This window comes from Kitasatospora fiedleri (assembly GCF_948472415.1).
GTDB lineage: Bacteria > Actinomycetota > Actinomycetes > Streptomycetales > Streptomycetaceae > Kitasatospora > Kitasatospora fiedleri.
In genome coordinates this window covers 6,452,858-6,474,632 of sequence record NZ_OX419519.1, presented here as the reverse complement: position 1 = coordinate 6,474,632, position 21,775 = coordinate 6,452,858, and the positions used below count along the sequence as shown (strand labels likewise).

19 protein-coding genes, 3 pseudogenes and 1 riboswitch are annotated in these 21,775 nt (G+C 75.3%); of the genes and pseudogenes, 14 read left to right on the top strand and 8 right to left on the bottom strand.

The genetic code is table 11. The features are described from left to right. Positions 1 to 150 precede the first annotated feature (150 nt). Entirely contained in the window at positions 151 to 438 is a 288-nt protein-coding gene (locus QMQ26_RS29190; RefSeq protein ID WP_100839635.1) for a GlsB/YeaQ/YmgE family stress response membrane protein, read from the top strand. Positions 439 to 482: 44 nt separating this feature from the next. After that, positions 483 to 1,066: pseudogene (locus QMQ26_RS29185) on the top strand (iron-containing redox enzyme family protein); the annotation flags it as partial. 687 nt (positions 1,067 to 1,753) lie between these two features. Here the strand turns inward: QMQ26_RS29185 and QMQ26_RS29180 are convergent. Further along, the gene (locus tag QMQ26_RS29180) at positions 1,754 to 2,677 is read right to left on the bottom strand and encodes a MucR family transcriptional regulator (RefSeq protein ID WP_282203301.1); all 924 of its coding nucleotides are present in this window, start codon (positions 2,675 to 2,677) and stop codon (positions 1,754 to 1,756) included. A 174-nt stretch (positions 2,678 to 2,851) separates the two neighbouring features. On the opposite strand from QMQ26_RS29180, the gene tsaD reads away from it, so the two are divergent. The 5 genes from tsaD to QMQ26_RS29155 all read left to right on the top strand — a co-directional run bounded on the left by tsaD (position 2,852) and on the right by QMQ26_RS29155 (position 7,901). Next, the gene (gene tsaD, locus QMQ26_RS29175) at positions 2,852 to 3,901 is read left to right on the top strand and encodes a tRNA (adenosine(37)-N6)-threonylcarbamoyltransferase complex transferase subunit TsaD (protein ID WP_282206639.1); all 1,050 of its coding nucleotides are present in this window, start codon (positions 2,852 to 2,854) and stop codon (positions 3,899 to 3,901) included. Beyond that, positions 3,898 to 4,455 carry a GNAT family N-acetyltransferase gene (locus QMQ26_RS29170; protein ID WP_282203300.1) on the top strand — a complete coding sequence of 186 codons (558 nt, stop codon included), beginning with the start codon at positions 3,898 to 3,900 and terminating at the stop codon, positions 4,453 to 4,455. The genes tsaD and QMQ26_RS29170 overlap by 4 nt, the downstream gene beginning before the upstream one ends. Then, a complete protein-coding gene (locus QMQ26_RS29165; protein ID WP_282203299.1) occupies positions 4,452 to 4,658 on the top strand; it encodes a hypothetical protein in 207 nt (68 codons plus the stop codon). The genes QMQ26_RS29170 and QMQ26_RS29165 overlap by 4 nt, the downstream gene beginning before the upstream one ends. A 33-nt stretch (positions 4,659 to 4,691) precedes the next feature. Next, positions 4,692 to 7,349: an alanine--tRNA ligase gene (gene alaS, locus QMQ26_RS29160; RefSeq protein WP_282203298.1), complete on the top strand. Its 2,658-nt coding sequence runs from the start codon at positions 4,692 to 4,694 to the stop codon at positions 7,347 to 7,349. Between the two features lie 81 nt (positions 7,350 to 7,430). Next, positions 7,431 to 7,901: a Fur family transcriptional regulator gene (locus QMQ26_RS29155; RefSeq protein ID WP_282203297.1), complete on the top strand. Its 471-nt coding sequence runs from the start codon at positions 7,431 to 7,433 to the stop codon at positions 7,899 to 7,901. A 7-nt stretch (positions 7,902 to 7,908) separates the two neighbouring features. Here the strand turns inward: QMQ26_RS29155 and QMQ26_RS29150 are convergent, their stop codons facing one another. Further along, the gene (locus QMQ26_RS29150; protein ID WP_282203296.1) at positions 7,909 to 9,012 is read right to left on the bottom strand and encodes a Nickel transporter NicT; all 1,104 of its coding nucleotides are present in this window, start codon (positions 9,010 to 9,012) and stop codon (positions 7,909 to 7,911) included. A gap of 47 nt (positions 9,013 to 9,059) precedes the next feature. Continuing rightward, positions 9,060 to 9,283: riboswitch (cobalamin riboswitch) on the bottom strand. Positions 9,284 to 9,603: 320 nt separating this feature from the next. Here QMQ26_RS29150 and QMQ26_RS29145 point away from each other — a divergent pair. Beyond that, on the top strand, positions 9,604 to 10,203 hold the full coding sequence (locus QMQ26_RS29145; RefSeq protein ID WP_282203295.1) for a superoxide dismutase: 600 nt from the start codon (positions 9,604 to 9,606) through the stop codon (positions 10,201 to 10,203). A 119-nt stretch (positions 10,204 to 10,322) separates the two neighbouring features. Then, a complete protein-coding gene (gene def, locus QMQ26_RS29140) occupies positions 10,323 to 10,952 on the top strand; it encodes a peptide deformylase (protein ID WP_404814222.1) in 630 nt (209 codons plus the stop codon). Here the strand turns inward: def and QMQ26_RS29135 are convergent. Beyond that, on the bottom strand, positions 10,931 to 11,596 hold the full coding sequence (locus tag QMQ26_RS29135; protein ID WP_318552074.1) for a substrate-binding domain-containing protein: 666 nt from the start codon (positions 11,594 to 11,596) through the stop codon (positions 10,931 to 10,933). The genes def and QMQ26_RS29135 overlap by 22 nt on opposite strands. Then, complete coding sequence (locus tag QMQ26_RS37550; RefSeq protein ID WP_318552073.1) at positions 11,596 to 11,949, bottom strand: LacI family DNA-binding transcriptional regulator; 354 nt, start codon at positions 11,947 to 11,949, stop codon at positions 11,596 to 11,598. The genes QMQ26_RS29135 and QMQ26_RS37550 overlap by 1 nt, the downstream gene beginning before the upstream one ends. A 130-nt stretch (positions 11,950 to 12,079) precedes the next feature. Here QMQ26_RS37550 and QMQ26_RS29130 point away from each other — a divergent pair, with 130 nt between their 5' ends. Then, positions 12,080 to 13,417 carry an amidase gene (locus tag QMQ26_RS29130; RefSeq protein ID WP_282203293.1) on the top strand — a complete coding sequence of 446 codons (1,338 nt, stop codon included), beginning with the start codon at positions 12,080 to 12,082 and terminating at the stop codon, positions 13,415 to 13,417. A 71-nt stretch (positions 13,418 to 13,488) separates the two neighbouring features. After that, a complete protein-coding gene (locus QMQ26_RS29125; protein WP_282203292.1) occupies positions 13,489 to 13,821 on the top strand; it encodes an amidase family protein in 333 nt (110 codons plus the stop codon). Between the two features lie 111 nt (positions 13,822 to 13,932). Here QMQ26_RS29125 and QMQ26_RS29120 read toward each other — a convergent pair whose 3' ends face one another. Both QMQ26_RS29120 and QMQ26_RS29115 read right to left on the bottom strand, forming a co-directional pair. Further along, positions 13,933 to 14,721, bottom strand: coding sequence for an aminoacyl-tRNA hydrolase (locus QMQ26_RS29120; RefSeq protein WP_282203291.1), 789 nt, complete (start codon positions 14,719 to 14,721; stop codon positions 13,933 to 13,935). A 17-nt stretch (positions 14,722 to 14,738) separates the two neighbouring features. Further along, positions 14,739 to 15,656, bottom strand: a complete 918-nt coding sequence (locus QMQ26_RS29115; protein ID WP_159073294.1) for a hypothetical protein — start codon at positions 15,654 to 15,656, stop codon at positions 14,739 to 14,741. 142 nt (positions 15,657 to 15,798) lie between these two features. Between QMQ26_RS29115 and QMQ26_RS29110 the strand changes: the two genes are divergently transcribed. Continuing rightward, positions 15,799 to 16,170: a YbjQ family protein gene (locus tag QMQ26_RS29110; RefSeq protein ID WP_100839642.1), complete on the top strand. Its 372-nt coding sequence runs from the start codon at positions 15,799 to 15,801 to the stop codon at positions 16,168 to 16,170. Positions 16,171 to 16,311: 141 nt separating this feature from the next. Here the strand turns inward: QMQ26_RS29110 and QMQ26_RS29105 are convergent, their stop codons facing one another. Then, positions 16,312 to 17,403: a vWA domain-containing protein gene (locus QMQ26_RS29105; RefSeq protein ID WP_282203290.1), complete on the bottom strand. Its 1,092-nt coding sequence runs from the start codon at positions 17,401 to 17,403 to the stop codon at positions 16,312 to 16,314. Positions 17,404 to 18,735: 1,332 nt separating this feature from the next. Here QMQ26_RS29105 and QMQ26_RS29100 point away from each other — a divergent pair. After that, positions 18,736 to 19,871, top strand: a pseudogene (locus QMQ26_RS29100) (NAD(P)-binding domain-containing protein). Positions 19,872 to 19,906: 35 nt separating this feature from the next. On the opposite strand, the pseudogene QMQ26_RS29095 reads toward QMQ26_RS29100, so the two are convergent. Further along, positions 19,907 to 20,922, bottom strand: a pseudogene (locus QMQ26_RS29095) (helix-turn-helix transcriptional regulator). 164 nt (positions 20,923 to 21,086) lie between these two features. Here QMQ26_RS29095 and QMQ26_RS29090 point away from each other — a divergent pair. Further along, entirely contained in the window at positions 21,087 to 21,773 is a 687-nt protein-coding gene (locus QMQ26_RS29090; protein WP_282203289.1) for an alpha/beta fold hydrolase, read from the top strand. Positions 21,774 to 21,775 lie beyond the last annotated feature (2 nt).

The following is a 21,775-nucleotide window of genomic DNA, read 5'->3' as shown; positions in this document are numbered from 1 at the left end:
CCGGCAGATCCTCTGCGCCCGTGCGCCACGCCCGCCTCGACGGCGAACCGGTCCGCGAAGTCGCCGCGATCGAAGTCGGGCGTTTGGAAATCCCGGCAGCGTGAAGACGAATCCCGTCACCGACAACGCTCGTAGGAACGGGAGAACCACATGAGCATCCTCGCTTGGATACTGATCGGCCTGGTCGCGGGTGCCATCGCGAAGGCCCTGATGCCGGGCAAGGACCCGGGCGGCATCATCATCACCATGCTGATCGGCATCGCGGGCGGCCTGCTCGGCGGCTGGCTCGGCAAGGTGATCTTCGGCGTCGACTCCATCGACGGCTTCTTCGACCTCTCCACCTGGGTCGCCGCCATCGCCGGCTCGGTCATCCTCCTCGCCGTCTACCGGCTGGTGACCGGCAACAAGCACCACGGCCACCACCACCGTCACGCCTGATCCACCCGGCACGCGCAGCGCGGCAGCCCCCGGTCCCGGGGGCTGCCGCGCTGCGTTCGCTGTACCACCTCAAGGAGGCCGACCCGCACGCCTGGCTCATCCCCCGCCTGCGCGGCCGGGCCAAGGCCGCCATGGGGGCCATCCAGTACGACGAGTTCGGCGCCGGCCGGGTGGAGGACGTCCACGCCCGGCTCTTCGCCGACCTGATGACCGACCCGGACCTGGACACCGCCTACGGCCACTGCCTGCCGGTCGCGGCCGCCGACGTGCTCGCCACCGTCGACCTGATGACGCTCTTCGGCCTGCGCCGGGCGCTGCGGGGCGCCCTGGTCGGCCATGTCGCCTGCGTCGAGGTCACCTCCCCGCCCGGCTCGCGCCGGCTGGCCGCCGCGATGGGGCGCGCCGGGGCGGGCGCGGGCGCCGTGCGGTTCTACGCCGAGCACGTCGAGGCGGACGCCGTCCGCTGGCAGGTCGTGCGCCGCGAGGTCATCGGCGGACTCCTCTAGGACGAACCCCACCTGGCAGCCGACGTGTGGCCTCCGGCGCGGACGCCACCGTGCTCCTGGAGGACCGGCTCGCGGCCCGCCTGCTGGACACCTGGCGGCCCGGACGCTCAGCCCTCCGGCCCGCCGCGACAGCACCGCCCCCCCGGAGCGCCCCCGTCGAACGACACTGCGGCAGGGGCCGGTTCACCGCCGGTGCCCTGCTTGCCCTGGCCGGCCGCAGGCGCGCGGGACGACCGCCCTCGTTCACCGCGCGGCAGGTCGCCGAAGTCAACGCGCCGGCCCGCCGGTCACCCACCGGGACCGGAACCCCACCACTACGCTGGTCGCACCCGGAGCCGGCCCCGGATCGGGCACGAGCGATGCGCCTCCACCACGAGTGTCGAACACGCCCTTGCCGCTCACAGGCGGTGGAAGCACCCGGCCCACTGGACCCGTCGGCGCGACACGCTCCCGAGCCCCCACCTCACCATCACTGGCCTCGCCTCCGACCGCACCGCCGCCGCCCGGACCGAGTCACGACCCAGGCCGGCGCGTCACGGACGCCGCAGGCGCGGGGTGGGGCGGTAGTGCTCACCGAGGTCGGCGACGACGGTCGCACTGCCGGGGGCGATCTCGCTCATGCCCCGCTCGGGCACATGCACCTCAATGTCCCTCTGGCGCCGGGGGATCGGATCGCGCGACGGTATCCGAGCCCCCTTGAGCGGTGCGGCCCATGGGAGTTCGCCGACCTGTAGCACGCAGTACCGTCCGGCGGCGAACGCCGGCAGGCGCCGTCGGCCCGTGCCCTGCCCCAGGCCGCGGGACTGCTCCTACTCGATGAGCTCACCGACCGCCTGGACGTGCGGGCCCGCTCCCGGCGGGAGCACCTCGCTTCGGGAGCCCGCGTCTTGGGCGGGCACGACGGTCTCGACCGCGCACGATCCGAGACGGGCCGTGATCCAGGGGATGCTGCGGCGGGTCTCCAGGGCGAGGTCGCGCAGGGTCGCGCCCGCCGCCCGGCGCCGGAGCAGCCACGGCCCGATGTCCGGGGCCCCGACGAGACGGGCGGTGCGCTCGTCGTTGATGGCGGTCCTGGAGCGGCGCCCGGCCGCGGAGTTGACACCCGTGGGGCGCAGGGGGATGCCGTGCTCCTCCAGCAGGTGGCGCAGTGCGGTCCGTCCCACCTGCAGGCGGGCGGCCACCCGCTCGACGCTTCCCTCCTCCCGGACGTACAGGGTCCGCAGGGCTTCGCCGAGGTCGGTGAAGCCGAGCTGGTGGAGGGCCGCTCGCAGCCGCTGCCCTCGGCGGGCGACCTGGGTGGAGCGGCCGGTGGCCAGGTTCGCCGAGCGGGCGCGGACCAGTTCCTCCGGCTGCGGTCCGTTCCGCCCGCCGGCCACGGCGCGCCGGAGCTCTCCGGAGCGGGCCATGGCGTGCCCGGCCGCGAGTTGTTCGCGCAGCTCGGGCGAGGTGCGGAAGGCCGCCGCCTGCCGCACGGACCGGCGTCCGGCCACCGCGTGCGAACTGAGCGAGCGCAGGCGGCGGAGTCCGTAGCGGGCGCGGTACTCGTCGGCGCTCAGACCGTGGCTGCGCAGGTGCGAGCCCAAGGCGCGGAAGCCCCGCCCGCACACGTGGCACACCACCAGGTCGGCGTCCTCGTCGCGCACGAGCGTGCCGAAGTCCGGATGGCCGACCCCGGTCCCGACCCCGCCGCTTCCCGTTTCGCCCCGCCGGTCGGCGGTCCCCGGAGAATCCACCCACCCCACCTTATTGCCCAGAGTGTGCAACTGCTTACCAAGTGCATCAGTGGCGACTGCCGCCCCCGGAGGTGCGGCACGCCGCCGGCGACACCCCCTACGCTCTTATTGCACACTATGTGCAAGTACATAGAGCTTGCAGAGAGGGAGGGCGGGCGGGTGGCGAAGTCGCCGGTGGTGCTGGGGATCGAGTCGTCCTGCGACGAGACGGGCGCGGGGCTGGTGCGGGACGGGGTGCTGCTCGGGCAGGCGGTGGCCTCCAGCATGGACGAGCACGCCCGCTACGGCGGCGTGGTCCCGGAGATCGCCGCCCGCGCGCACGTCCACGCGATGGCCCCGGTGGTGCGCGAGGCCCTGGAGCGCGCCGGGTTGACCCTCGCCGACGTCGGCGCGGTGGCCGTCACCACCGGCCCCGGCCTGTCCGGCGCGCTCCAGGTCGGCGTCGCCGCGGCGAAGGGCTACGCCTTCTCGCTCGGCGTGCCGCTGTACGGCGTGCACCACCTGGCCGGGCACGTCGCCGCCGCCACCCTGGACGGCGGGCCGCTGCCGAACCCCTGCGTGGTGCTGATCGTCTCCGGCGGCCACACCTCGCTGCTGCTGGTGCGCGACCTGGCCCGCGACCCGATCGTCCACCTCGGCGACACCCTGGACGACGCGGCCGGCGAGTGCTTCGACAAGACCGCCCGCGTCCTCGGCCTGCCCTACCCCGGCGGCCCCGCCGTCGACCGCGCCGCCCGCACCGGCGACCCGGCCGCCGTCCGGCTGCCCCGCCCGCTCACCGGACCGCACGACGACCCCTACGCCTTCTCCTTCTCCGGCCTGAAGACCGCCGCCGCCCGCTGGGTCGAGGCCCACCGCGCCACCGGAACGCAACCGCACGTCCCCGACGCCGCCGCCTCCCTCCAAGAGGCCATCGCCGACACCCTCACCCGCAAAGCCGTCCGCGCCTGCACCGACCACGGCATCACCACCCTCGTCGTGGTCGGCGGCGTCGCCGCCAACTCCCGCATCCGCGCCCTCACCGAACAGCGCTGCGCCGCCGCCGGCATCACCCTGCGCGTCCCGCCGCTGCGCCTGTGCACCGACAACGGCGCGATGGTCGCCGCCATCGGCGACCTGCTGGCCCGCTCCGGCGCCGCACCCGCCCCACTCGACGTCTCGATCGACCCGTCCGCCCCGCTGGAGCACGCCGCCCTCACCCCCCGCGCCAGGAAGGCCGCATGACCACGCCCCAGGTCCGGTTGCTGCCGTCCGGCGACCTGCTCGGTGCGGCCGCGCAGGTCCGCTCGGTGTACGCGGCCGCGTTCGGCGGCCCGCCCTGGCACGAGCCCGCGCAGCGGGCCGACGCGTACCTGGAGCGGCTGGCGCAGGACGTGCTGCGGCCGAGCTTCACCGCGGCGGCAGCCCTCGGCCCGGACGGCCGGCTGCTGGGCTTCGCCACCGCCTGGACCACGCCCACCCCGTTCCCCACCGACCGCTGCCACCCCCGGGTGACGGCCGCGCTCGGCCCCGGGCGCACCGGAGCCTGGCTGTGCGGCGCCCGGGTGGTCGACGAACTCGCCGTCCGCCCCGGCCACACCGGGCGGGGCATCGGTGCCGCTCTGCTCGCGGCCGTCACCGCCGACGTGGTCGACGGGCGCTGCTGGCTGCTGACCACCGCCCTTCCCGGCGGTCCGCTGGACTTCTACCTGTGGCAGGGCTGGCACCGGGTGGACCCGGGCGCCGACGACCCGGCCGTCCTGCTCGGCCCCCGCCACCCCGCCCGGGCCCGGCCGTGAGCCCCGGCACCCGAGCCCGCCTGCGCACCGCCCGCCTGCGGCTGCTGCGGCGGGCGCTGCGGCTGGTCGCGCCCGACGCCGCCGACCGGTTGCCGCCGACCGCGCTCGCGATGTCCGCACAGGCCGAACGCCTGTGCGGCGGCCGGGCGGTGGCCGGGACGGACGACGCGTTGCCCGAGTTCGCCCGCCGCTACCTTCCCTGAACGAGACCCCGCACCCGCCCCCGGAGGGACACCGTGCAGACCGCCGAGATCCGCAGCCGTTTCCTGGACCACTTCGCCGCCCGCGGCCACACCGTCGTCCCGTCGGCGCCGCTGCCCACCCCCGACCCGACCCTGCTGTTCGTCAACGCGGGCATGGTCCCGTTCAAGCCGTACTTCACCGGGGAGGCCGAGCCGCCGTGGCCGCGCGCCGCCAGCGTGCAGAAGTGCGTGCGGACGCTGGACATCGAGGAGGTCGGGAAGACCACCCGGCACGGCTCGTTCTTCCAGATGAACGGCAACTTCTCCTTCGGCGACTACTTCAAGGAGGAGGCGATCGCCCAGGCGTGGGAGCTGTCCACGGCCGCGCCGGCCGACGGCGGGTTCGGGCTGGACCCGGGGCGGATCTGGGTGACGGTCCACCACAGCGACCGCGAGTCGGCCGACCTGTGGGCGCGGATCTCCGGCCTGCCCGCCGAGCGGATCGTGGAGCGCGGCGACGCCGACAACTTCTGGTCGATGGGCGTGCCCGGCCCGTGCGGCCCGTGCTCGGAGCTGTACTACGACCGGGGCCCGGCGCTCGGCCGGGACGGCGGCCCGGCCGTGGACGAGGACCGGTTCATGGAGTTCTGGAACCTGGTGTTCATGCAGTACGAGCGCGGCGCGGGCGCCGGGAAGACGGGGTACCCGATCCTCGGCGAGCTCCCCCGGCGCAACATCGACACCGGCATGGGCCTGGAGCGGATGGCCACCCTGCTCCAGGACGTCCCGAACCTGTACGAGACCGACCAGCTCCGCCCGGTGCTGGACCGGGCCGCCGGGCTGGCGGGCGTGCGCTACGGCGCCGACCCGCAGGCGGACGTGCGGCTGCGGGTGGTCGCCGACCACGTCCGCACCGCGCTGATGCTGCTGGTCGACGGCACCGCACCGGGCAACGAGGGCCGCGGCTACGTGCTGCGCCGCGTCCTGCGCCGCGCGGTGCGGGCGATGCGGCTGCTGGGGTACCAGGACCCGGCACTGCCCGAACTGCTGCCGGTGGCCCGCGACCGGATGGCCGACTCGTACCCGGAGACCGCCGCCGACTACCCGCGGATCGCCGAGCTGGCCGGCGCCGAGGAGGAGGTCTTCCGCTCCACGCTGCGCCAGGGCAGCACCGTGCTGGACACCGCGATCCGCCGCGCCAAGGACAGCGGCGCCCCGGCGCTGGACAGCGCGGAGGTGTTCCGGCTGCACGACACCTACGGCTTCCCGGTCGACCTGACCCTGGAGATCGCCGCCGAGCAGGGCGTGGCCGTGGACCGGGCCGGCTTCACCGCCCTGATGGAGGCCCAGCGCGAGCGCGCCCGCCAGGACACCCGCGCCAACAAGGCCCACCACGCCGACACCACCGCCTACCGGGCGCTGCTGGCCGACCACGGGCCGACCGACTGGCTGGCCTGGGAGACGCTGTCCACCGAGTCGACCGCCCTGGCCCTGTTCGACGCCCTCGGCACGCCCGTCGCCACCCTCCCCGCCGGCGCGATCGGCACCGTCGTGCTGAACCGCACCCCGTTCTACGCCGAGTCCGGCGGCCAGGCCCCCGACGCCGGACACCTGACCGGCCCGGACGGCACGGACGCGGAGGTGATCGACGTCCAGCGGCCGCTGCCCGGCCTGGTCGCCCACCAGGTGCGCGTGCTGGCAGGCGAGTTGGCCACGGGCACGCCGGTGCACGCGGAGGTCGACGCCGGCTGGCGGCTGGGCGCCCGGCAGGCCCACTCCGGCACCCACGTGCTGCACGCCGCGCTGCGCCGGGTGCTGGGCCCCACCGCGCTGCAGTCCGGCTCCTACAACCGGCCCGGCTACCTGCGCCTGGACTTCCCGTGGCGCTCCGCGCTGAGCGCCGCCGCCCGCTCCGAGGTCGAGGAGGTCGCCAACCGGGCGCTGCGCGACGACCTGCCGGTGTCGGCCGCCTGGATGTCGCTGGAGCGGGCCCGGGAGCTCGGCGCGCTCGCCCTGTTCGGCGAGACGTACGGGGAGCGGGTGCGGGTGGTGGAGATCGGCGGGCCGTGGTCGCGCGAGCTGTGCGGCGGCACCCACGTCGACCACTCCTCGCAGATCGGGGTGCTCGCGCTGACCGCCGAGTCCTCCGTCGGCGCCGGGCTGCGCCGGGTCGAGGCCGCGGTCGGGCTGGAGGGCTTCGGCTACCTGGCCCGCGAGCGCGACCTGGTGGCCCGCGTCGCCGAGCAGTTGCAGGCCCCGCGCGCCGAACTCCCCGACCGGATCGCCGCGTTGACGGCCCGGTTGAAGGCCGCCGACCAGCAGGCCGAGCGCCTGCGGCAGCAGGCCCTGGAGCGGCGGGCCGCCGAGGCCGCGCCGACCGCCGAGGACGTCCGGGGCGTCCTGCTGGCCCGGCTGGCGGACGGCGGGGACCCGGGCGAGACGCGGCAGTTGGCCCGGGCGGTGCGCGACCGGCTGCCCGCCGACCGCCCCGGGGTGGCGGCCGTCACCGGCAGCGGACCCAAGGGCGGCCACCTGGTGGTCGCGGTCAACCGGACCGGCCGCGACGCCGGACTGCACGCGGCCGACCTGCTCCGGGAGGTGCTGGGCGGCCGGGGCGGCGGCAACGCCGACACCGCGCAGGGCGGCGGCCTGGGTGCGGACGAGCTGGAGCGGGCCGCCGCAACGCTCCCCGAGCGGCTGGCCGTTGGGTGACCCGACCGGCCGGTATGCGGCTGTCGCCGGGGATTGTCAGCCTTTGCCATACTCGGCCCACCGGACATCGAAGGGGGCTCCATGGACCAGAGCAGCGCTGCCGCACCGCCCGGCGCCGCGCACCCGGCGCAGCCCGGCGGGCAGGAGGTCTGCCGCCGGCTGCTGCGCGAGGGCGGCAGCCGGTGCACCGAGCCCCGGGTGCGGGTGCTGGAGGCCGTCCGCTCGCACGGCGGCCACCTGACGGCCACCGAGATCCACGCCCGGGTCGCGGCGGGCGGGCGCCGCATCGACCTGTCCACCGTCTACCGGACGGTGGAGCGGCTGGTGGGGCTCGGCCTGCTGCACTCGCTGCGCGGGCTGGGGGGCGAGCTCGCCTTCGGGATGGCGGGCGAGCCGCACCACCACGCGCTGTGCACCGGTTGCGGCGCGGTCGCCGAGTTCCCGGTGGCGCTGCTGGACGACGGCCTGTCGGCGGCGGCGGCGCACACCGGCTTCCGGGTCGAGACGCTGGTGCTCAGCGGCCGGTGCCCCACCTGCCCGGCCACCGGTTGACGCCGGGTCAGACCTTGGCGGCGGCCCGCGCGGCCCAGCGCTGCTCGACGTCGCTGAACCGCCAGTAGGCCAGCGCGCACGCCCAGACCACGACGAACAGGCCGACGATGACGTAGCCGACGTTGTCCAGGCTGATGTCCGCGATCCAGCCGCTCACCGGGTCGGTGAGGTCGAGCTTCTCGTGCAGCACGCTCACCAGCTCGATGGTGCCGATGAAGAACGCCACCGCGATCGACAGGCCGGTGATGGTGAGGTTGTAGTACACCTTGCGCACCGGGTTGGAGAACGCCCAGTGGTAGGCGAAGTTCATGAACGTCCCGTCCAGGGTGTCGAACAGGCTCATGCCGCAGGCGAACAGCAGCGGCAGGCACAGGATCGCGTACCAGGGCAGGCCGGAGGCCGCGCCGGAGCCGGCCATCACCATCAGCGCCACCTCGGTGGCGGTGTCGAAGCCCAGGCCGAACAGCACGCCCAGCGGGTACATCTGCCACGGGCGGCGGATCGACTTGGTGACCCGGCCCAGGATGCGGTTCATGAAGCCGCGCTCGTCGAGGTGCTTCTCCAGCTGCGCCTCGTCGTAGCGGCCGGCCCGCATCTCCTTGTAGACCTTGTGGATCCCGGCCAGCGCCACCAGGTTGATGGCCGCGATGACGTACAGGAAGACGCCCGAGACGCTGGTGCCGATCACGCCGAGCACGCCGTGCACCGAGGAGTCCTCGTCCACCAGGGTCCCGGCGAACCTGACGCCCGCCGCCAGCAGCGCGGCCATCCCCATCACGATGCTGGAGTGCCCGAGGGCGAACCAGAAGCCGACGGACACCGGGCGCTGGCCGTCGGCCATCAGCTTGCGGGTGGTGTTGTCGATCGCCGCGATGTGGTCGGCGTCGAAGGCGTGCCGCATGCCCAGGGTGTAGGCGGTGACGCCGAGGCCGACGCCGAACACCTGGGTGCCCACGGCGTAGTGGTTCGGGGCGACCAGCAGGAGCAGGGTGCCGAACGCGACGACGTGCATCGCGAGGACGACGCCCAGCAGTCCGGCGGTGCGCACGGTGTCCTGGCGCTGCCAGCGCGGCGGCAGCGGCGTTCTCGCGGTGTCGGTGGTGACGGTCATGGGCGGCCTCTCCAGCTCCTCGATGGGGGCGCTCCCGGCCAGCGGCCGGGGAACGTGGTGCCGTGGCCGGTCTCCTGGCTCAGGTTCTCCCACCCGCCCGCTTCCGGGCACGGCGGAGCACGCCCTCCTCCCGCCTTCCCGGTGACCCGGTGGCTGCCCGCGAGCGGGCCCGGGGAGGACGCTTCCCCATGACAGTGGCGAGGGCCGCTCCGGACTCCCGTGACGAGCACGGTGCACCGGATTCCCGAACACCACGGCGGCACGAGCGTAGGGGGCGCGCGGCACTGTCGACAACCATGCGCAATTGCATATTGATTGCAATAAGGTGTCGCCGACGGGCGGCCGGACCGGCACGGCAGGCTCGGGTGCGGGTGCGGGTGCGGGTGCGGGTGCGGGTGCAGGTACGGGGCCGGCGCTGCGTCCCGGCGGGCGCCGGTTGGGAAGACGATCGTCGGCGGAAGGACAGGTGCCCCGCACGACGGACGGACCGGCCCCGCACACGACATGCTGATGCATGATCTTCCTTGTTGCAAGTAATACGCAATAGTGTTGCCACGACACCATCCGTACTGTCGAAGGGACTTCCCCGCCGTGGGTGCCTACACGCTGCCTGACCTCCCGTACGACTACTCCGCCCTCGAGCGCGCGATGTCCGCCGAGATCCTGGAACTGCACCACTCCAAGCACCACCAGGCGTACGTCAACGGCGCCAACTCGACGCTGGAACAGCTCGCCGAGGCCCGCGACAAGGACCAGCTCGGCGGCCTGGTCGGCCTCCAGAAGACGCTGGCCTTCAACCTCTCCGGCCACGTCCTGCACTCGCTGTTCTGGCAGAACCTCTCCCCCGAGGGCGGCGACCGCCCCGAGGGCCCGCTCGCCGACGCCCTCACCGAGCACTTCGGCTCCTTCGAGGCGTTCCGGAAGCAGCTCACCACCGCCACCGTCGGCGTCCAGGGCTCCGGCTGGGGCATCCTCTCCTGGGAACCGCTCGGCCGGCGCCTCATCATCGAGCAGGTCTACGACCACCACGGCAACGTCGGCCAGGGCACCACCCCGCTGCTCGCCTTCGACGCCTGGGAGCACGCCTACTACCTCCAGTACAAGAACGTCCGCCCCGACTACGTCACCCGCCTCTGGGACGTCGTCAACTGGCAGGACGTCAGCGCCCGCTACGCCGCCACCCAGGGCTGACCACCGACGGCCGGGCGGCGGGCCGGTCGCGGACCGGCGCGCCGCCCGCGCCCCCTCCCGCTCCCGAAAGGACAGCCGTGACCGGCCCGCGCCCCGCTCCGACCGACCGGCGGGTCCGGCTGCTCGGAACCCCCGTCGCCCCCTACCCCGCACTCGCGCCCGAGGCCGGACGCGGCCGGGTCCGGCGGATCACCGAGGCCGGCGAGGACGTCCTGCACCGGCCGTGCCGTCCGGTCGAGGACTTCGGCACCCCCGAACTCGCCCGGCTGGTCGACGACATGTTCCGCACCATGTACGCGGCGCGCGGCGTCGGCCTGGCGGCCAATCAGATCGGCGTCGACCTGCGGGTGTTCGTCTACGACTGCCCGGACGACGACGGCGTGCGCCACGTCGGGCACCTCGTCAACCCCGTCCTGGACGAGGCGCCCGAGCCGCGCCGCCTGGTCGAGGCCGAGGAGGGGTGCCTGTCCGTCCCCGGCCCGCGCCGCGGCCTCGCCCGCCCCGACCGGGCCACCGCCCGCGGCAGCGACCTGCACGGCGACCCGCTCGTCCTGACCGGCACCGGCTACTTCGCCCGCTGCCTCCGGCACGAGACCGACCACCTGAACGGCCTGCTGTACGTCGACCGCCTCGGCAAGCGCGAACGCCGCGCCGTCCTGGCCGAGTCCGCGGAACAGCGCGAGGCCGTCCTCGCCGCCCGCGCGGAGCGGGCCGCCGCGCTCGACTCCTACGCCTTCGAAGGGGCCTGACCCCCGCCCGCGGTGGAGGGGCGCTCGACGAGCCGCCAGTCGTGGCCGCGCACCGTGCCGGGCGGGACGGTGCCCGTGAGCAGATCGGCGAGCAGCGCCGCGCAGGCCCTGCCGTACGCGGCAGGGCGCAGGTCGACCGCCGTGACGGGCGGGTCCGCCTCCCGCGCCGCCGCACCGTCCACGCAGGCGGCCACCAGTACCTGCTCCCCCACCCGCAGCCCGGCCGCCGTCGCCGCCGCCAGCACGCCGGTCACCGCGCCGTCGGGGGCGCACACCACGGCGTCGGCCCGCCCCGGACCGGCCAGCAGCGGCGCGACGGCGTGCCGCACCTCGGCCGGGGTGGCGGCAAAGGGCACGGTACGGACCTCGACCGGGGTGTCGTACCGGTGGGACCACGCGTCGGCGGCGGCGCGCAGCGCGGCGGCCCAGTCGGACTCCGGGCCGGGGGCCAGCAGCGCGGGGCGGCGGGCGCCGCGCCCGGCCAGGTGGTCGAGGAGGGCGGACAGTGCGCCCGCGTTGTCGCACACCACCGAGCCGCTGGGTGCGTTCCCCCGGCCGAGGTAGCGCTCGCCGGTGACCACGGGGACGCCCGCGCCGAGCAGGCGCGGCACCGCCTCGTCGCCGATCTCGGGGTCGATCACCATCAGGCCGTCGACCTTGGCCGCCAGCCCGTCCGCCGCCCCGGGGCCGGGGCGAGCAGGACCAGGTCGCGGCCGTCCTCCTGGCAGCGCTCGACGGCGCCGAAGGCCAGCCGCAGGTAGTAGTCGAGCCGGGTCGCGGTGCGCGGGAGGTACAGCCCGACCGCACCGGTGCTGGCCCGCCGCAGGCTGCGCGCGGCCGGGTTCGGCCGGTAACCGAGGTCGCGGGCGGCCGCCAGGACGCGTTCGCGGGTGGGCCCGGCGACCCGGCCGGAGCCCAGGAGGGCGTCGGAGGCGGTGCTCTTGGAGACCCCGGCGGCCCGGGCCACATCGAGCAGGGTCACGGATCGGCTGGTCACAGCCCCGGAGTCTAGTCACCGGCAGGCTTGCCGGAACGTTCCGGCATCTCTAGGCTGCCATCGCCGGAACGTTCCGGCACGGCCCGGCGCGTGCTGCCGCCCCTCCGACCGCACCTCCCTGGAGACCCGTATGACACGCCTCTTCGACGTCGTCGAGACCGGTATCGCCGAGTTGCGCGCGGCGCTGGAGAGGGGCGGGACCACCGCGGTGGACCTGCTCGACGCCTACCTCGCCCGGATCGACGCGTACGACCGCCCCGGCACCCCCACCGCCCTCAACTCCCTGGTGGTGCTGAACCCGGGGGCCCGCGAGGAGGCCGCCGCCTCCGACCGGCGCCGCGCCCGCGGCGAGGTCCTCGGCCCGCTGGACGGCATCCCGTACACCGCCAAGAACAGCTATCTCGCCGAGGGCCTGACGGCCGCCGCCGGCTCCCCCGCGTTCGAGCACCTCGTCGCCCGGCACGACGCCTTCGCGATCGAACGGCTGCGCGCGGGCGGCGCCGTCCTGATCGGCCTGACCAACATGCCGCCGATGGCCAACGGCGGCATGCAGCGCGGCCTGTACGGCCGCGCCGAGAGCCCCTACAGCGCCGACTGGCTGACCAGCGCCTACGGTTCCGGCTCCTCCAACGGATCGGGCACCGCCACGGCCGCCTCGTTCGGCGCGTTCGGCCTCGGCGAGGAGACCTGGTCCTCCGGCCGGGCCCCCGCCTCCAACAACGCGCTGTGCGCCTACACGCCCAGCCGCGGCGTGATCTCGGTGCGCGGCAACTGGCCGCTCGTCCCGACCATGGACGTCGTGGTCCCGCACACCCGCACCATGGCCGACCTGCTCGAACTGCTCGACGTGGTGGTGGCCGACGACCCCGAGACCCGTGGCGACCTGTGGCGGGCCCAGCCCTGGATCCCGCTGCCCGCGGCCTCCGCGGTGCGCCCCGACTCCTACCCGGCGCTCGCCCCCGCCGACCCGCGGGCGGCCCGGGCCTCGCTGGCCGGCAAGCGGGTCGGCGTCCCCCGGATGTACATCAACGCCGACCCCGCGGCCGGGACCAACCCCGACGGCGGGATCGGCGGCTCCACCGGCCGCCCGGTCGAGACCCGCCCCTCGGTGATCGCCCTGTGGGAGGCCGCTCGCCGCGACCTGGAGGCCGCCGGGGCCGAGGTCGTCGAGGTCGACTTCCCGGCCGTGACCAACTACGAGTCCGACCGCCCCGGCGCGCCCTCGGTGTTCACCCGCGGCCTGGTCCCCCCGAGTTCCTCACCGTCGAGATCGAGGACCTCTCCGCCTGGGCCTGGGACGACTTCCTGCGCGCCAACGGCGACCCGGCGCTGCCCGGCCTGGCCGGGGTTGACGCCGCCCGGATCTGGCCCAAGCACCCGGGCGAACTCCCGGACCGCTACACCGGATTCGCCGACACCATCGACGACTACCCGCGCCTGGTCCGCGAGCGCCCGTACGCCGCCCTGACCGAACTGCCGCACCTGGAGGCGGGCCTGCGCGGACTGGAAGAGACCCGCCGCACCGACCTGGAGCAGTGGATGGACGGGCTCGGCCTGGACGCCGTGGTCTTCCCCGCCGTCGCCGACGTCGCCCCCGCCGACATGGACGTCCGAGCCGAATCCGCAGACCTGGGCTGGCGCAACGGCGTCTGGGTCGCCAACGGCAACCTGGTGCCCCGCCACCTCGGCATCCCCACCGTGACGGTGCCGATGGGCAGCATGGCCGATACCGGCATGCCCGTCGGCCTCACCTTCGCCGGCCGCGCCTACGACGACAACACCCTGCTCACCCTCGCCGCCGCCTTCGAGGCCACCGGCACCCGCCGCACCGAACCACCGCGCACCCCGCGCCTGCCCGCCGCACCGAAGTAGCCGCACCTGCCGGGGCGCGGCACCCCACCCGGCCGTGGCCCGCCTCCTCCGGAGGCCCGCCCGGGCACACCTCGCCTGCCACGTTGCCGGGCCGGGGTCAGCGTGGTCCGCTCACTGCCGCCGCAGGCGCGGGGCGGGGCGGTAGTGCTCGCCGAGGTCGGCGACGACGGTGGCGCTGCCGGGGGCGATCTCGGTGAAGCCGGCGTCGCGGACCACCGGGAGTCGGCCGTCGGTGAGGGTGGGCCAGGCGGGGGCGGGGGCCGTGCGGACGGCCAGGGGGAAGCCGTCGGCGGCCCACTTCTCGCGTTGGGGGGTGTCCAGTTCCCACCAGGCGAGTTGGGCGGCGTGGCCGGTCTGGGCCATGGTCTTGCCGGCGCTCATCTCGAGTGCGGGGTTGAGCCAGAGCACGGGGACGCCCTCGGGGGCGGGGCCGGGGGGCCGCGGGTCGTCGAGGTCGGTGCCGGAGACCTGGAGCTTGGCGAGTTCCTTGGGCCAGCCGTCCAGCGGGATCGGCGGGAACACCCGTACGTCGGCGCTCTCCCCGGTGACGGTGATGCCGGGGAGTTCGGCGGCCTTGCGCCACTCGCCGCCGCGGGCGCGCCGGACCACCTTGCGAATCCGGGCGTCCTCCCAGGCGGCGACCCGCTCGGCCCACTCGCCGTCCGCGTCGGTGACCCGGGGGTCGGCGAGCAGGGTGAGGACGGCGCGCGCGGAGGTCTCCAGCGCGTCGGTCCGGGCGGGCGGGTCGGCCCGCTCCAGCCGGACCACCAGCGGCAGCACGTACTGCGGGCGGGTGTCGCGGTCCTCCGCGTGCCCACCGACGGCGGGGGCGGCGGGAGCGGGGGCGGCGGAAGCGGAGGGTTCGGGCTGCCGGGCGGGGAGGTCGAAGGGTGAGCTCACCCGTCCAGCATGCCAGTTCAGCGGCGGTAGCCCCGGCCGGGGTCGCGCTCCTCGGCGTCCTCGTAGCCGAGGAACCAGCCCTCGGGGTGGGTGGCGGCCAGCAGCCGGTCGATCCGCTGGTCCGCGTCGAGGTCGCTGTCCTCCTCGTCGGGTCCGTAGACGCCGAACAGTTCGTCGCCGCAGCCGTCCCAGTCGTAGTCGTACAGGTCGGCGGGCAGGTCGCCCATCATGTCGGCCACCGACTCGGGCTGCGCGCCGAGCAGGGCGCGGGCGTCGGCCAGGGCCAGGCGCAGCGCGACGTCCTCGGCGGGGCAGCGGGGCAGCGGCCACTCGCCGATGGCGAGGTCGTCGGCGAGGTCGTCGAAGGCCCGGGCGAAGGCGCGCCGCCAGCCGCGGTGCAGGTTCCAGGTGCGCTGCGGGAGGCGGCCGAGGACCGTCCACTCGCCCTCGTCGGCGACGGTGACGGGGTCGTCGCCGTGGTCCTCCAGGTCTTCGTAGGCGGCGTCGGCGAGGCCGATCAGCTGGGTGTGCAGCAGGCAGGCGGTGCGCGGGGTGAGCGTCCAGTCGCCGGTGTCGCCGTCGTCGTCGAGCGGGAACAGCTCGGCGAAGTCGGGGGCGAAGTCGTCGGTGACGCTGATCTCCAGGGTGCCGCCGAGCGCCTCGATGCCGGGCAGGGACGCCACCAGCCGGTCGGGGTGGAGCAGCGCGCCGAGGGCCGCGTTGGGGTCCTCGGCGACCTCGCGCAGCAGTTGGGCGCGCTGGCCCTCGGGATCGATGCCGTCGAAGTCCAGCTCCTCGACGGCCGCCCGCGCGGCGGCCCGCAGTGCCGGCCAGTCGGTGATCCGCAGCCCCAGCACCACCGTGGCCTCGATCTCCTGCGCGCCGGATTCCTCCGCCGCGTGCGGCCCCTGTGGATGATCGCTTCGCTCGCCCATGCGACAAGGTTGACAAACCCGGTGCCCGGTGTCCATCAGCTCTCGTGATCCGGTGCCCGGCGGCGGTGGCGCGCGGGCGCGGAGCGCGATCGCCCGGCGCGCCGGGGCGGCCGGCGGGCCGTCCGGGCGGGAGGCTGGTGGCATGAGCGAACTGAACGATTTCGGCGGCGGGCAGGACCCGTCGGGCGGCGTACTGGTGGTGACCACGAACGACGTGCCGGGGCACCGGGTGGTCCGGGTGATCGGCGAGGTGTTCGGCCTGACGGTGCGCTCCCGGCACATCGGCTCGCAGATCGGCGCCGGTCTCAAGTCCCTGATGGGCGGCGAACTCAAGGGTCTCACCAAGACCCTGGTCGAGACCCGGAACCAGGCCATGGCGCGGCTGGTCGAGCAGACCAGGGCGCGCGGCGGCAACGCCGTGCTGATGATGCGCTTCGACGTCTCGGAGGCCGCCGACGTCGGAACGGAGGTCTGCGCGTACGGCACGGCCGCCGTGATCGAGCCGCTCGCCTGACCTGCCCCCTCCCCCGGCCGCTCCCCGGCCCTCCGGCGGCCCCGGACCTGCGCGTTCCGGGGCCGCCGGCCCGGGCAGCAGGGGCCCAGGCAACAGGGACCAGGGCAGCAGGGGCCCGGGCAGCAGGGGCCAGGGCCGGGCCTACAGCATGACGAGCAGCCGGGTGCCGGGCACCAGCTTCCGGTTGACCGAGGTCGACTGGACGAACACGGTGTACGCCGGGTTGTCGCCCGGCTTCACCGTGGTCTCCGCGGCGGGCAGGCCCAGCAGGCTGCGGGCCGCCGGGCCGGAGAAGACCCGGCCCGTCATCAGGCCGGTGGCCGGGTCCTTCTCGGCCACCGCGAGCTGCTTGCCGCCCTGGATTCTCTCGCGCTTGGAGAGCTCGTAGAAGGAGCAGCCCGTCCGGTAGGGGTGCCCGGCGCCGGTGACGAACTCCCGGATGGGGGCCTGCCGGTCGACCGGGACGAGGGCGTACGCCCCGGTGTCGAGGGCTTCGAGGTTGGCGCTCACGTCGGCCGCGCTCAGGTCCTGCCCCATGGCGAAGAGGCTCTTGGTGCCGCGCACGCCCTTCTCGCGGCCGCGCAGGAAGCTGGTGGCGGCGGTCTTGACGGTGTCGATGGCCTCCTCGACGCCGCCGCTGGAGTCCGCGTCCCAGATCGCGATGTTGCCCGCCGGGAAGCCGTACTCCTGGGCGGTGCGCTTGGCCAGCGAGTTGGGGACCAGGATCGCCGACGTCCAGTGGTCGGGGAGGTCGGCCATGGCGGTGCGGATGCGGTCCATCCAGCCGCCCAGGACGGCGGCGCCCTCGGTCTTCTTCATCCGGGTGTGCATCAGGCCGCTCTCCGCGCAGCCGGAGGCGTTCTCCTCGCCGTCGGTCACGACGACCTGGAGGAAGGAGTGCTCGCCGTAGCCCTCCCAGACGTGCTTGAGGTCGTCGACGGACTTCACCGCCGCCTCGATCAGCGCCGTCGCGCCGTTGGCGACCGCGTAGAGGCCCTTGAGGGACGGCAGGTGCTTGACGTCCATGTCCCAGACCAGGTTCCGCACCTCGTGGTCGAAGGCGTAGAGGCTGATCCTGGTCTCGTGGCCGAGGCGGTCGGACTCCTCCTGGAGGCCCTTCACGAATTCGTCCACCACCCGGACCAGCTGCGCCTCGTGCCGGCGCATCGAACCGGATTTGTCGACCACCAGCGAGACGTGGTTGACCTTGTGCTCGATCCTGTTCGCAGACATTTCGCCGCCCCTTTTCCCACGCCGTGCCCGACGCCTCTTCCGGCGCCCCCTCCAGCGTGTTTCCCACCCTACGGCGGCCCACTGACAATCCTGCCCGTCCCGACGGCCCGCCCATTCCGGGGCCCCCGGAAGAACTCCACCTGAAAGAACTCCGTCCGAAAGAGCTCCGTCCGAAAGAATCCCGCCCGGACGGATTCCACCCGGGCGCATTCCGTTCGATCCGCCGGAACGCGCCCGAATACGTCCGAATACGTCCGAACGCGTCCGACTACGTCCGAACGCGCCCGGGGCCCGCACCGGCCGGAGCGGTCACCGTCCGGTGCCGTCCGGCCACGCCCCGGTCATCTCGTCGGACGGAATGACATACCGGTTGACACTGGTCAGGGCCCCATAAGACGCTCGCTGCGCACTCTTCCGCCCCGACGCCAGGAGCCCCCCGTGAGCACCGCCCTGCACCCGTCCGTCCGCCGGCCCCAGCGGGTCGCGTACGCCACCTGCCGCGGGGTGGAGGACGTGGAGGCGATGCCGGTGCTGGCGGCGTTCGCGCGGCTCGGGGTGAGCGCGGAGGCGGTGTTCTGGAACGACCCGGGGGTGGACTGGGCGGGGTACGACCTGGTGCTGGTGCGCAGCGTCTGGGACTACATCCTGTACCGCGCGGAGTTCCTGGCCTGGTCGCGGCGGGTCTCCGCGCTGACCAGGCTGGCCAATCCGGCCCGGGTGCTGGAGCGCAACACCGACAAGACGTACCTGCGCGAACTGGCCGCCGCCGGGCTGCCGGTGGTGCCGACGCTCTGGGTCGCCCCGGGCGACCCGGTGGACGGCGTGGCGGCGGTCGACTGGCCGGAGCTGGTGGTCAAGCCGACGGTCTCCTCCGGCGCGCGGGACACCGTGCGCACCGCGGACCGGGCCGAGGCGCTGGCGCAGGTCGCCGCGCTGACGGCGGCCGGGCGGACGGCGATGGTGCAGCCGTACCTGACGATGGTGGAGGACGAGGGCGAGACCTCACTGCTGTACCTGGGCGGGGAGTTCAGCCACGCGGTGCGCCGCGGCCCGATGCTGGGCGGCGGTTTCGCGGACGTCGCCCGCGAGCCGGACGCCGACCAACTGGCGCTCGCCGCCCGGGTGCTGGCGGTGGCGGCCGAGCCGGGCGAGCTGCTGTACGCCCGGGTCGACCTGGTCCGCCTGGCGGACGGTTCGCCCGCGCTGATCGAGCTGGAGCTGACCGAGCCCGGCTGTTCCTCGCCCTGTGCCCGGACGGGCCGGACCGGCTGGCCGCCGCGGCCTGCGCGCTGCTGCCGGGAACACCCGACCGCACCCCGGTGTTTCACCGGCGTGACTGTTGAACGTGCAAGCACCGGGGACGACGGCACCGTCCGCGAGGTGGACGCGCTGGTGATCGGCGCGGGCCAGGCCGGCCTGTCCGCCGCCTACCACCTGCGCCGCCGCGGCTTCGCCCCGCACACCGGCTTCGTGGTGCTGGACGCGGACGACGCGCCCGGCGGTGCCTGGGCGCACCGCTCCCCCTCGCTCACCATGGCCACCGTGCACGGCTTCCATGACCTGCCGGACTTCGAGCTCCCCGCCACCGACCCGGCCGCCGAGGCCCGGGTGGCCGTCCCCGGCTACTTCGCCGCGTACGAGGCGCAGCACGCGCTGCCGGTGCTGCGGCCGGTGAAGGTGCTCGCGGTGCGCGAGCGGCCGGACGGGCGCCCCGACGGCGGCCCGGACGGGCGGCTGCTGGTGGAGACCGACGCCGGGCGCTGGGCCGCCGCGCCCTGCTGAACGCCACCGGCACCTGGACCAGGCCGTTCCTGCCCCGCTACCCGGGGCACTTCGCCGGGCGGCAGCTGCACTACGCCGACTACCGGGGCCCGGCGGAGTTCGCCGGGCAGCGGGTGGTCGTGGTGGGCGGCGGGGCCTCGGCGGTGCAGGTGCTCTCCGAACTCGGCGCGGTGGCCGAGACGGTGTGGGTGACGCGCACCCCGCCGGTGGTCCACCGGGGGCCGTTCACCGAGGAGTTCGGCCGCGAGGTGGTCGCCCGGGTGGACGAGCGGGTGCGGGCCGGGCTGCCGGTGCGCAGCGTGGTCTCGGTGACGGGCCTGGGCCCGAGCGTCGCCTACCGGCGGGCCGAGGAGCTGGGCGTGCTGCGCCGCCGCCCGATGTTCGACCGGCTCACCGAGCGCGGAGTGGCCTGGGGCGACGAGGAGTTGCCCGTCGACGCGATCGTCTGGGCGACCGGCTTCCGGGCCGAGCTCACCCACCTCGCCCCGCTGGGCCTGCGCGGCCCGGGCGGCGGCATCCGGATGGACGGCACCCGGGTCGCCGCCGACCCGCGGGTGCACCTGCTGGGCTACGGCCCGTCCGCGTCCACGGTCGGCGCCAACCGGGCGGGCCGCACGGCGGTCAACGAGGTGGTCCGGCTGCTGGGGGCCCCGGCGCCGGCGCCCGCCCGGTCCGCCGTGGTCTGACGGTTCGGTTCTGCGGCGGTCCACCCTCCGGCGGTTCAGTTCTGCGGCGGTCCACCCTCCGGCGGCTCACCCTCCGGCGGTTCATCCTCCGGAGGTGCGGCCGCCGCCGCCGCGAACCGGGCCGCCAACGCGGCCACCGCCTCCCGCAGTTCGGGCCCGTCCAGGACCCGGAACGGGAACGGGACGGCCGCCAGCCACTCCCCCGCGTACATCGCCGGGTTGCGGGTGCTGCCCTCCAGCAGGCACCCCCCGCCCGCCGGTCGGAGCCGTCCCATGGTCGGGCCGACCCACGGGGCGACCTGCTCGAACGGCGCGTCGAACAGCACCCGGGTGCGGAACGCCCAGCCGCTGCCCAGGTGCCGCTCCAGCACGGCGACCGGGTCGAGCCCCTCCGGCGGCTCGAACGGCGTGCCGCTCCGCTCGGCGGCCCGGACCCGGTCGATCCGGTAGGTCCGCACCGCGTCCGACCGGTGCGAGTGGCACAGTAGGTACCAGCGGGCCCGCCGCACCACCACCGCCCACGGGTCGACCTCGGCGCGCCACTCGTCGCCGCCCGGGCTCCGGTAGCTGATCACCGCCCGCCGCCGGGACGCGATCGCCTCCACGAGCGTGCTGGCGACCGCCGGGTCGGGGTGCGCCGGGTACGGGTCGGGCGCGGCGGCGGCGTGCGCCCGCAGCGCGGCGGCCTGCCGCCCGATCGCCTCGGGCAGCGCCCGGACCACCTTGCCGAGCGCGGCCCCCACCGGGTCGTCCGGATCGGTGGCGGCGGGCCGCCCGTCCAGCACCGCCATCACCAGCCCGAGCGCCTCCTCCTGCGTGAACGACACCGGCGCCAGCCGGGCCCCGCGCCCCAGCCGGTACCCGCCGTAGGGGCCGCGCTCCGACTCGACGGGCACGCCCGCCTCCCGCAGGATCGCCACGTACCGCCGGGCGGCCCGGTCGCTCACCCCAGCCGCTCCGCGAGCTGCTCGGCGCTCGTCCCGGGCCGGTCGCGCAGGATCTCCAGCGCGCGCAGCGCCCGGGCGGTGGGGCTGTCCCCGGTGGTCGACACACCCGACAGCCTACGGAAGCGCGGTCCGGGGTCCGGGGGTCCGGGGGTCCGGGGGCCGAAACGTCCTTCCCGATCAGGAAGCCGATCGTCCTGAACCCTCCCTAGCCTGGTCCGCGAACCGCTCGAACGGGCCGCTCGCGGCCCCCGGTACGTGGAGGAACACCATGGACGTCCTACTGATCGGCGGCCTCTGGCTGGACGGCACCGCCTGGGACGCGGTCGTCCCCGCCCTCGCCGCGCGCGGCCACCGACCGGTGCCGCTGACCCTGCCCGGCCAGGGCGACGGCCGCGCGGAGGCGACGCTGGCGGAGCAGCTGGCGGCCGTGGTGGCCGCCGTGGACGCGGCGGAGGGCGGGCCGCTGCTGGTGGCGCACTCGGCGGCCTGCACGCTGGGGTGGATGGCCGTGGACGCCCGCCCGGAGGCGGTCGCGGGGCTGGTGCTGGTGGACGGCTTCCCGCACGGGGACGGGAAGGCGTACGCGGACCTGTTCCCGGTGGTGGACGGCGCGGTGCCGTTCCCCGGCTGGGAGCCGTTCGAGGGGCCGAGCAGCGCCGACCTGGACGCGGGGCTGCGCGAGCGGATCGCGGCGAACGCCGTGCCCGTCCCGGCGGGTGTCGCGCTGGCGCCGGTCCGGTTGGCGGACGAGCGGCGCTACGGCGTGCCGGTGACGATGGTCTGCGCCGAGGCCGCGCCGGCCGAGGTCCGGGGGTGGGTCGCGGCGGGCGCGGCGCCGGAGGTGTCCCGGATGGAGCGGATCACGTACCTGGGCCTGGACTCCGGCCACTGGCCGATGTTCAGCCGGCCCGCCGAGCTGGCCGCCCTGATCGACGCGGCGGCCCATCGCGGTTGAGG

What these genes read in the sequence shown, in the direction of transcription:
- QMQ26_RS29105 (WP_282203290.1), bottom strand. Translation starts at nt 17,403, where the DNA reads ATGTCTGCGAACAGGATCGAGCACAAGGTCAACCACGTCTCGCTGGTG.
- QMQ26_RS29125 (WP_282203292.1), top strand. Translation starts at nt 13,489, where the DNA reads ATGGACGGGCTCGGCCTGGACGCCGTGGTCTTCCCCGCCGTCGCCGAC.
- QMQ26_RS29190 (WP_100839635.1), top strand. Translation starts at nt 151, where the DNA reads ATGAGCATCCTCGCTTGGATACTGATCGGCCTGGTCGCGGGTGCCATC.
- QMQ26_RS29115 (WP_159073294.1), bottom strand. Translation starts at nt 15,656, where the DNA reads ATGGGCGAGCGAAGCGATCATCCACAGGGGCCGCACGCGGCGGAGGAA.
- QMQ26_RS29135 (WP_318552074.1), bottom strand. Translation starts at nt 11,596, where the DNA reads ATGGTGATCGACCCCGAGATCGGCGACGAGGCGGTGCCGCGCCTGCTC.
- QMQ26_RS29090 (WP_282203289.1), top strand. Translation starts at nt 21,087, where the DNA reads ATGGACGTCCTACTGATCGGCGGCCTCTGGCTGGACGGCACCGCCTGG.
- QMQ26_RS29150 (WP_282203296.1), bottom strand. Translation starts at nt 9,012, where the DNA reads ATGACCGTCACCACCGACACCGCGAGAACGCCGCTGCCGCCGCGCTGG.
- QMQ26_RS29130 (WP_282203293.1), top strand. Translation starts at nt 12,080, where the DNA reads ATGACACGCCTCTTCGACGTCGTCGAGACCGGTATCGCCGAGTTGCGC.
- QMQ26_RS29155 (WP_282203297.1), top strand. Translation starts at nt 7,431, where the DNA reads ATGGACCAGAGCAGCGCTGCCGCACCGCCCGGCGCCGCGCACCCGGCG.
- QMQ26_RS29110 (WP_100839642.1), top strand. Translation starts at nt 15,799, where the DNA reads ATGAGCGAACTGAACGATTTCGGCGGCGGGCAGGACCCGTCGGGCGGC.
- QMQ26_RS29170 (WP_282203300.1), top strand. Translation starts at nt 3,898, where the DNA reads ATGACCACGCCCCAGGTCCGGTTGCTGCCGTCCGGCGACCTGCTCGGT.